7 protein-coding genes and 1 pseudogene are annotated in these 7,108 nt (G+C 72.6%); 3 read left to right on the top strand and 5 right to left on the bottom strand.

Annotation, left to right across the window (positions count from 1 at the left end; translation table 11 throughout):
- Positions 1-193 (top strand): hypothetical protein (locus ACIBG6_RS20625; protein ID WP_399223999.1); only part of this gene is annotated, 193 nt, incomplete at its 5' end.
- A 410-nt stretch (positions 194-603) separates the two neighbouring features.
- Positions 604-1,205: pseudogene (locus tag ACIBG6_RS20620) on the top strand (hypothetical protein).
- Between the two features lie 59 nt (positions 1,206-1,264).
- Here ACIBG6_RS20620 and proC read toward each other — a convergent pair.
- The 5 genes from proC to ACIBG6_RS20595 all read right to left on the bottom strand — a co-directional run bounded on the left by proC (position 1,265) and on the right by ACIBG6_RS20595 (position 4,744).
- Positions 1,265-2,074: a pyrroline-5-carboxylate reductase gene (gene proC, locus ACIBG6_RS20615; RefSeq protein WP_399223997.1), complete on the bottom strand. Its 810-nt coding sequence runs from the start codon at positions 2,072-2,074 to the stop codon at positions 1,265-1,267.
- 85 nt (positions 2,075-2,159) lie between these two features.
- Complete coding sequence (locus ACIBG6_RS20610; protein WP_317596497.1) at positions 2,160-2,897, bottom strand: ABC transporter permease; 738 nt, start codon at positions 2,895-2,897, stop codon at positions 2,160-2,162.
- Positions 2,894-3,775 (bottom strand): ABC transporter ATP-binding protein, encoded by an 882-nt coding sequence (locus ACIBG6_RS20605; protein ID WP_399223996.1) that lies wholly within the window; start codon positions 3,773-3,775, stop codon positions 2,894-2,896. The genes ACIBG6_RS20610 and ACIBG6_RS20605 overlap by 4 nt, the downstream gene beginning before the upstream one ends.
- Positions 3,776-3,854: 79 nt before the next feature.
- Positions 3,855-4,379, bottom strand: a complete 525-nt coding sequence (locus ACIBG6_RS20600) for a hypothetical protein (protein ID WP_399223995.1) — start codon at positions 4,377-4,379, stop codon at positions 3,855-3,857.
- A gap of 35 nt (positions 4,380-4,414) precedes the next feature.
- The gene (locus ACIBG6_RS20595; protein ID WP_399223994.1) at positions 4,415-4,744 is read right to left on the bottom strand and encodes an SH3 domain-containing protein; all 330 of its coding nucleotides are present in this window, start codon (positions 4,742-4,744) and stop codon (positions 4,415-4,417) included.
- Between the two features lie 155 nt (positions 4,745-4,899).
- Between ACIBG6_RS20595 and ACIBG6_RS20590 the strand changes: the two genes are divergently transcribed.
- Positions 4,900-7,065 (top strand): protein kinase, encoded by a 2,166-nt coding sequence (locus ACIBG6_RS20590; protein WP_399223993.1) that lies wholly within the window; start codon positions 4,900-4,902, stop codon positions 7,063-7,065.
- Positions 7,066-7,108 lie beyond the last annotated feature (43 nt).

The raw sequence follows: 7,108 nt of genomic DNA, 5'->3' as shown, positions 1-7,108 counted from the left end.
AACTAATCTGGCGTTGATTTTTGGCACGCTGTTGAGTTCTCAAGGAACGGACGCTTCCTTTGTACTCACCCTCTCGGGCTTTCCTCCGGGCTTCCTTCGTTCTTGTGTCTCCGACTCTATCAGATCCTTTCGGCGTCTGATTCCCAGTCAGCGGGATTTGCCTTTCCGGCTGTTGGGCCGTTCCGACGAGTGAGACTTTAGCGAATTCCTGCCTCCGACGCTAATCGGGCGGCTTGCGCTCAGACCTTCGAACGCGGATTCCTCATTTCGCAAAAACACACGAGAAGTCAGACGGCGCGGCAAAGCGTCGTCAGCTTCTGTGGGTCTTGCGGAATGGCTGTCCGGGGCCGACCGGGGTCGGTGCTCACGTCGGACAACTCGGAGAACACTACGGACCGGGTAATCCCGTGTCAACCCCGGGCCTCGGGCGTAGCCTCTCCGTATGAGTACGCATGCGCACGCCACCCAGTGGTGGGCCGCCTGACCGGCGGCCCGCACTCGCGCATGTACCAAGCGGCCGCCGTCTCGGCGGCCGTTCGCGTATCCCCCTCCGGGAGCCGGGCCGTCGGGCCGGTGGCCCGTAGTCGAGGGAGAAGGAACGCGATGACGAGGATCTTCAGCGGGGTCAAGCCCACCGGGCATCTGACGCTGGGCAACTACCTCGGGGCCGTTCGGCGGTGGGTCGGGGTCGATCAGCATCGGGCGGAGGCGGGTACGGGCATACGTTCGCGGTGCCGCGGGCGACGCGGCCCGCGGTGGCCGCGCGGGTCATGGATCTGCAGGACCCCACGTCGAAGATGGGGAAGTCGCACGCGAACGGGGCCGGGATCGTCTATCTGCTGGATGACGCGGAGACCGTGCGGCGGAAGATCATGCGGGCCGTGACCGACAGCGGGCGGGACGTGGAGTACGACCGGGACGTCAAGCCGGGGATCGCCAACCTGCTCGATCTGATGGCGGCCGCGACGGATGGGAACCCGGAGGAGCTGGCCGGTGTATACGAGTCGTACGGAGCGTTGAAGAAGGACACGGCGGACGCCGTCGTCGAGCTGCTGAGGCCGCTGCGGGAGCGGCATGCCGAGCTCGCGGCGGATCCGGGCCATGTGGATCAGGTGCTACGGGACGGGGCCGAGCGGGCCCGGGGGATGGCGCGGCCGTTGGTGGACCGGGCCTATCGGGCGATCGGTTTGCTGCCCGCGGGGTGACGGGAGGCGTGGAGGGCCTCGTGTTCCGCCGGGGGTCGGTGACCCCCGGCGGGCGGGGGTCAGCTGTTGCCGGAGGCGAGTTCGCGGCTGCGGTCGCGGGCGGCTTCGAGGGCGGCGATGAGGGCGGCTCGTACGCCGTGGTTCTCCAGCTCGCGGATGGCGCTGATGGTGGTGCCGGCCGGGGAGGTGACGGCCTCGCGGAGCTTGACGGGGTGCTCGCCGCTGTCGCGGAGCATCACGGCGGCGCCGATGGCGGCCTGGACGATGAGGTCGTGGGCCTGGGCGCGGGGAAGGCCGAGGAGGATGCCGGCGTCGGTCATGGCCTCGACGAGGAAGTAGAAGTAGGCCGGGCCCGAGCCGGAGAGGGCGGTGGCCGCGTCCTGCTGGGACTCGGGGACGCGGAGGGTCTTGCCGACGCCGCCGAAGATCTCCTCGGTGTGGACGAGGTGCTCGGGGGTGGCGTGGCTGCCGCCGGAGATGACGGACATGCCTTCGTCGACGAGGACGGGGGTGTTGGGCATGACGCGGACGACGGGGGTGCCGGCGGTGAGGCGCTCCTCGATGAAGGAGGTGGGGATGCCGGCGGCGGCGCTGATGACGAGACGGTCGGCGGCGACGTGCGGGGCGAGCTCTTCGAGGAGGCGGCCCATGTCCTGGGGCTTGACGGCCAGGATGAGGGTGTCGGCGCGCTTGGCGGCCTCGGCGTTGGTGACGGCCTCGACGCCGTAGCGGGCGTGGAGCTCGTCGGCGCGTTCGCGGCGGCGGGCGGTGACGAGGAGGTTCGCGGGGCGCCAGCCGGCGCGGATCATGCCGCTGAGGAGCGCTTCACCGATCTTGCCGGTGCCGAGGACTGCGACGGTCTGGGTCATGGCTCTGTTCACCTCGCCGGAGGGGGGTACGTGTCGTCATCCTCGCACCGGCGGGGCGGGTGGTGCGCGGTTGTCCGAGGGGCGGTCATGCCGTGCGGCGGCGGAGGGTGGCCGCGCCGAGGGCGAGGACGAGGACGGCGCAGCCTGCGACGACGAGGGCGTCGCGGACGAAGTCGCCGGTGATCTCGGGGTGGCGGAGGACCTGGTTCATGCCGTCGACGGCGTACGACATGGGCAGGACGTCGGAGATCGCTTCGAGGGCGGGGGCCATCCGGTCGCGCGGGGTGAAGAGTCCGCAGAGCAGGAGCTGGGGGAAGATCACCGCCGGCATGAACTGGACGGCCTGGAACTCCGAGGCGGCGAAGGCGGAGACGAAGAGGCCGAGTGCGGTGCCGAGGAGGGCGTCGAGGAGGGCGACCAGGAGGAGGAGCCAGGGGGAGCCGACGACGTCGAGGCCGAGGAACCAGACGGCGAGGCCGGTGGCCAGGGTGGACTGGACGACGGCGAGGAGGCCGAAGGCGAGGGCGTAGCCGGCGATGAGGTCGGCCTTGCCGAGGGGCATGGCGAGGAGGCGTTCCAGGGTGCCGGAGGTGCGTTCCCTGAGGGTGGCGATGGAGGTCACCAGGAACATCGTGATGAGCGGGAAGATGCCGAGGAGGGAGGCGCCGATGTTGTCGAAGGTGCCGGGGCTTCCGTCGAACACGTACCTGAGAAGGAACAGCATGACGCAGGGGACGAGGAGCATCAGGGCGATCGAGCGGGGGTCGTGGCGCAGCTGACGCAGGACGCGGGCGGCGGTGGCGAGGGTGCGGGCGCTGTTCATGAGCGGGGCTCCTCGTGGGCGGTCCGCGGGGCTTCGGGGTGGGCGGCTCGGGCCGCTGCCGCGTCGACGAGGTGGAGGAAGGCTTCCTCGACGGTGGCGGTGTCGTTGCGGCGGCGGAGGGCTTCGGGGGTGTCCTCGGCGAGGATCTCGCCCTCGCGCATGAGGAGGAGGCGGTGGCAGCGCTCGGCCTCGTCCATGACGTGGGAGGAGACGAGGAGCGTCGTCCCGCGGTCGGCGGCGATCTGGTGGAAGAGGTTCCACAGGTCGCGGCGGAGGACGGGGTCGAGGCCGACGGTGGGTTCGTCGAGGACGAGGAGTTCGGGGGTGCCGAGGAGGGCGACGGCGAGGGAGACGCGGCTGCGCTGGCCGCCGGAGAGCCGGCCGGCGAGGGCGTCGGCGTGCGAGGTGAGGTCGACGTCGGTGAGGGCCCGGTCGACGGCGGTGCGGCGGTCGTGGCGACGGGCGCGGCCGGGGAAGAGGACGGCGGCGAAGTAGTCGAGGTTCTGGCGGACGGTGAGGTCGTCGTAGACCGAGGGGTCCTGGGTGACGTAGCCGATGCGGGAGCGGAGGGCGGGGTCGCCGGCGGGGCGGCCGAGGACCTGGAGGGTGCCGCCGACCTTGGCCTGGGTGCCGACGATGGCGCGCATGAGGGTGGTCTTGCCGCAGCCGGAGGGGCCGAGGAGGCCGGTGATGCGGCCGGACGGGACGGTGAAGCCGAGGTCGCGGAGGACGGTGCGCTCGCCGCGGACGGTGGTGAGGGCGTGGGCGGTGATGGCCGCCGTGTTGTCGGTCGTGTTGTCGGCTGCGTTGTCGGCTGTGTTGTCGGCTGTGGGGGCCGGTTCCGTCGAGCCCGCCGCACCCGTCGGGTAATTCATCATGCGATGAATAGTGCTCCTGGGGGTGCCGGCCGTCAAGCGTCCGGGGAGGACGGAGCGGGGTGGGTCGGAGCGGGGTGGGTTACTTGCGCTTGGGCTTCTTGCGGGCGGCCGGGTTGCCCGTGCGGGCGCCGCGGCGCTTCTCGTACTGGGCGCGGGACGTCTCGTACTCCGCGCGGCGCAGCTTCTCGCCGGGGGCCTCGGTGAAGCAGCGGACGAAGTAGGCGAGGAGCGAGCCGATGAAGCCGATCGCCTTCAGGCTGCGCAGCGACTCCTCGCGGCCGGGGTCGGAGGGCCGCCGGCCGAACCCCTCCCAGGTCTTGCGGAAGGCGATGGCGCTGCAGACCGCGAACATGACGACGACCAGCATGTTCACGAAGCCGCCGATGTCCGCGATCTCCAGGCCCTGGTACGCGAAGCGCAGCACGAAGCAGGCCGCGACGGCGGCGGCCAGCGAGCCGGCGGCCACGCCGACACGGCGCAGCGCGTAGTGGCCGGTGTGGTCGACCCAGGTCGTACCGAAGAAACGGATCTTCTCGGGCTGCGGGCCGCCTGCCGTCGTGCCGGTGTTCTGCTCGGTGCCGGGGGTCTGCTCGTCGTCGCTCACGAGGTCGATTATCCCCGGAGCGGCGGAGGAGGTCCTCAGGCGCAGCGCGGTGCGACGTAGCCGTCGCTGCCCGTCTTCACGTAGGCGTCGGAGACGTACTCGCCCGGGGCGATGTTGTCCCAGAGGTTGGTGGTGCCGTACGGGCCGCTGACCCACTCGCCGGGCTTCTGGCAGTGGATCGGCACCGTGGAGCCGGCGGCCAGCGACCGGACGATCGGGTACTGGGTGCTCGGGCCCGAGCGGACGTTGACCCGGTAGCCCGGGGCGATCGCGTAGCGCTTCACCGCGCTCGTCGCCGTCGCCGAAACGTCCGCAAGGACGTCCGCCGTCGCGCCCGCGGTGGCCTGCTTGTCTTCGGTTCCCATGGTGCTCTCCCCCTTGGCGCAAAAGCGCTCCGCCGAGTTTCACTCTCTGCGACGCGCAGGCTAGCAAGCCCCTCCGACATCGCGGGTGCCATGGACTAGGCTCCGTCGGGTCGCGCACGCGCGTGATGTGACGGGGATTCACACGGGGGTGGGAGATGCCACCGTTGCGCAGCACCGGCGCCGACCGGGATGCGGAGGGGCCCGAGTACGCGGGCGACTACCGGCTCCAGGCGTGTCTGGGGTCCGGCGGCATGGGGGTCGTCCACCTCGCCGCCTCGGCCTCCGGCCTGCGGCTCGCGGTCAAGGTCGTACACGCTCGGTATGCGGAGGACCCGGAGTTCCGGGCACGTTTCCGCCAGGAGGTCGCGGCCGCCCGGCGGGTGAGCGGGGCCTTCACGGCGCCCGTCGTCGACGCCGACCCCGAAGCCGTACGCCCCTGGATGGCCACGCTCTACGTGCCCGGGCCGACCCTCGCCGACCAGGTGAAGCGGAACGGCCCCCTGTCCCCCGCCCAGCTGCGCCGGCTCACCGCCGGGCTCGCGGAGGCGCTGCGCGACATCCACCGCGCCGGGGTCGTCCACCGGGACCTCAAGCCCAGCAACGTCCTGCTCACCGACACCGGCCCCAAGGTCATCGACTTCGGCATCTCCCGGCCCGTGGACAGTGATCTGCACACGGAGACGGGGAAGCTGATCGGGTCGCCGCCCTTCATGGCGCCCGAGCAGTTCCAGCGGCCCCGGGAGGTCGGGCCGGCGGCGGACGTCTTCGCGCTGGGGTCCGTCCTCGTGCACGCGGCGACCGGACACGGCCCGTTCGACTCCGACAGCCCGTACATCGTGGCCTACCAGGTCGTCCACGACGAGCCGGATCTGACGGACGTGCCGGAGGAGCTGGCGCCGCTCGTGGCGCGCTGCCTCGCCAAGGATCCCGCCGAGCGGCCGACCCCCGCCGAGATCATGTCGGCGCTGCTGCCGCCCTCGTACGAGGCGGAGGCGTTCATACCGGCTCAGCGGCGGCGGCCCACCCTGCCGGAGAGCGAGCCCGGCGTCTCCCCCGCCTGGGACGCGGACACGCCCGTCCGGGCGACCGCCGTGCCGCCCCCGCGCCGCCGGCGCCCGCGGATCCGGCCGCGGCTGACGGCCGCCCTCGTCGCCGGGCTCGCGCTGACCGGCGCCGGGCTGTACGGGGCGCTGAGCACTCCCGCGGACGGCGGGCCCGAGACCCCCGCCCGCCCGGACGAGGTGGCCACGGCCTTCGCGGGCTGGCGGACGCCGCTCCAGGAGCGGGGCCCCACGGCGGCCCCGGCCTGCGCGCACGGCGGCGGCGCGCTGTACTGCGTGGCCCGGGGCGTCGGCATCGCCCGGCTCGACCCCGTCACCGGGCAGGTGCTCTGGTCGCGGACCACCCCCATCGACTCGGAGACCCCGACCGCCCCCGTCCTCCTGGTCGACGGCCTCGTCGGCGCCGCGGCCCCCACGGACCCGCTGCGGGCGTACGCGACCGGGGGCGGCGCCCCCGGGTGGAGCGCCGGCGAGACCGAGGGTGCCCCCGAGCTGTACCGGGCGGCCGGCAGCGCTGTCGTCCTGGCCGACGGGCGGGGCGGGCTCCGGGCCCTCGACAGCCGCAGCGGGAAGGAGCTGTGGCGGCACGGCCTGACCGGTTTCGCGGTCCCGCGGCTCGGCGCGTACGACGCTCCCTCCGGGCTGCTGTCCGTCACCGAGACCTCGGCCGACGGGTCGAGCACCCGGGTCGGTACGGTCCGGCCCCGGACCGGCGAGGTGGTCTGGCAGCGGAGCCTGGACGGCGATCTCGCCGCGCTCGGCCGCACCGGCGACGGAGCCCTCGTCCTCGCCGACCACTACCAGGACCCGCTGATCGACGGCCTGGTCCTGGTGGGCCCCGACGGCTCGGCGGACTCCGTGCGGCGGCTGTCCCTGCCCCACCGGATCGACGTCCGGGGCGTCGCCGTGCGCGGCGCGGTCGTCCACATCCTCGACGCGAACGGCCACCTCACCGCCTTCGACACCGCCGCGGAGAAGGGGCGGGTGCTGTGGGAGCTGGAGACGGGCGCCGGAAACGTCTCCGTGCCGGTCCTCGGCGGCGACGACCGCCTCTACTTCTCCGTCCAGGACGGGCGGCTGCTCGCCGTCAACACCCAGCGCGGCGCGCTCATCGGCCAGACCCGGCCGCGGCTGCGGAACGGGCGGCTCGGCTACGCGCCCATGGTCCCCGAGCCCCTGGTCGCCGGGGACCGGGTGTTCGGGACGGCGCCCGACGGCTCCGTCTTCGCGGTCGACGCGCGCGAGCCCGAGTCCTGGTGAGGCGGGACATTTTTTAGGGGGACGCGAAAAGCGGGGAGTGGGT

Source organism: Streptomyces sp. NPDC050842, from assembly GCF_044456565.1.
Taxonomy (GTDB): Bacteria; Actinomycetota; Actinomycetes; order Streptomycetales; family Streptomycetaceae; genus Streptomyces.
Note: the sequence above shows the minus strand (reverse complement) of the source record. Positions and strands in the feature narration are given on the sequence as shown.

What these genes read in the sequence shown, in the direction of transcription:
- ACIBG6_RS20605 (WP_399223996.1), bottom strand. Translation starts at nt 3,775, where the DNA reads ATGATGAATTACCCGACGGGTGCGGCGGGCTCGACGGAACCGGCCCCC.
- ACIBG6_RS20590 (WP_399223993.1), top strand. Translation starts at nt 4,900, where the DNA reads ATGCCACCGTTGCGCAGCACCGGCGCCGACCGGGATGCGGAGGGGCCC.
- ACIBG6_RS20610 (WP_317596497.1), bottom strand. Translation starts at nt 2,897, where the DNA reads ATGAACAGCGCCCGCACCCTCGCCACCGCCGCCCGCGTCCTGCGTCAG.
- proC (WP_399223997.1), bottom strand. Translation starts at nt 2,074, where the DNA reads ATGACCCAGACCGTCGCAGTCCTCGGCACCGGCAAGATCGGTGAAGCG.
- ACIBG6_RS20595 (WP_399223994.1), bottom strand. Translation starts at nt 4,744, where the DNA reads ATGGGAACCGAAGACAAGCAGGCCACCGCGGGCGCGACGGCGGACGTC.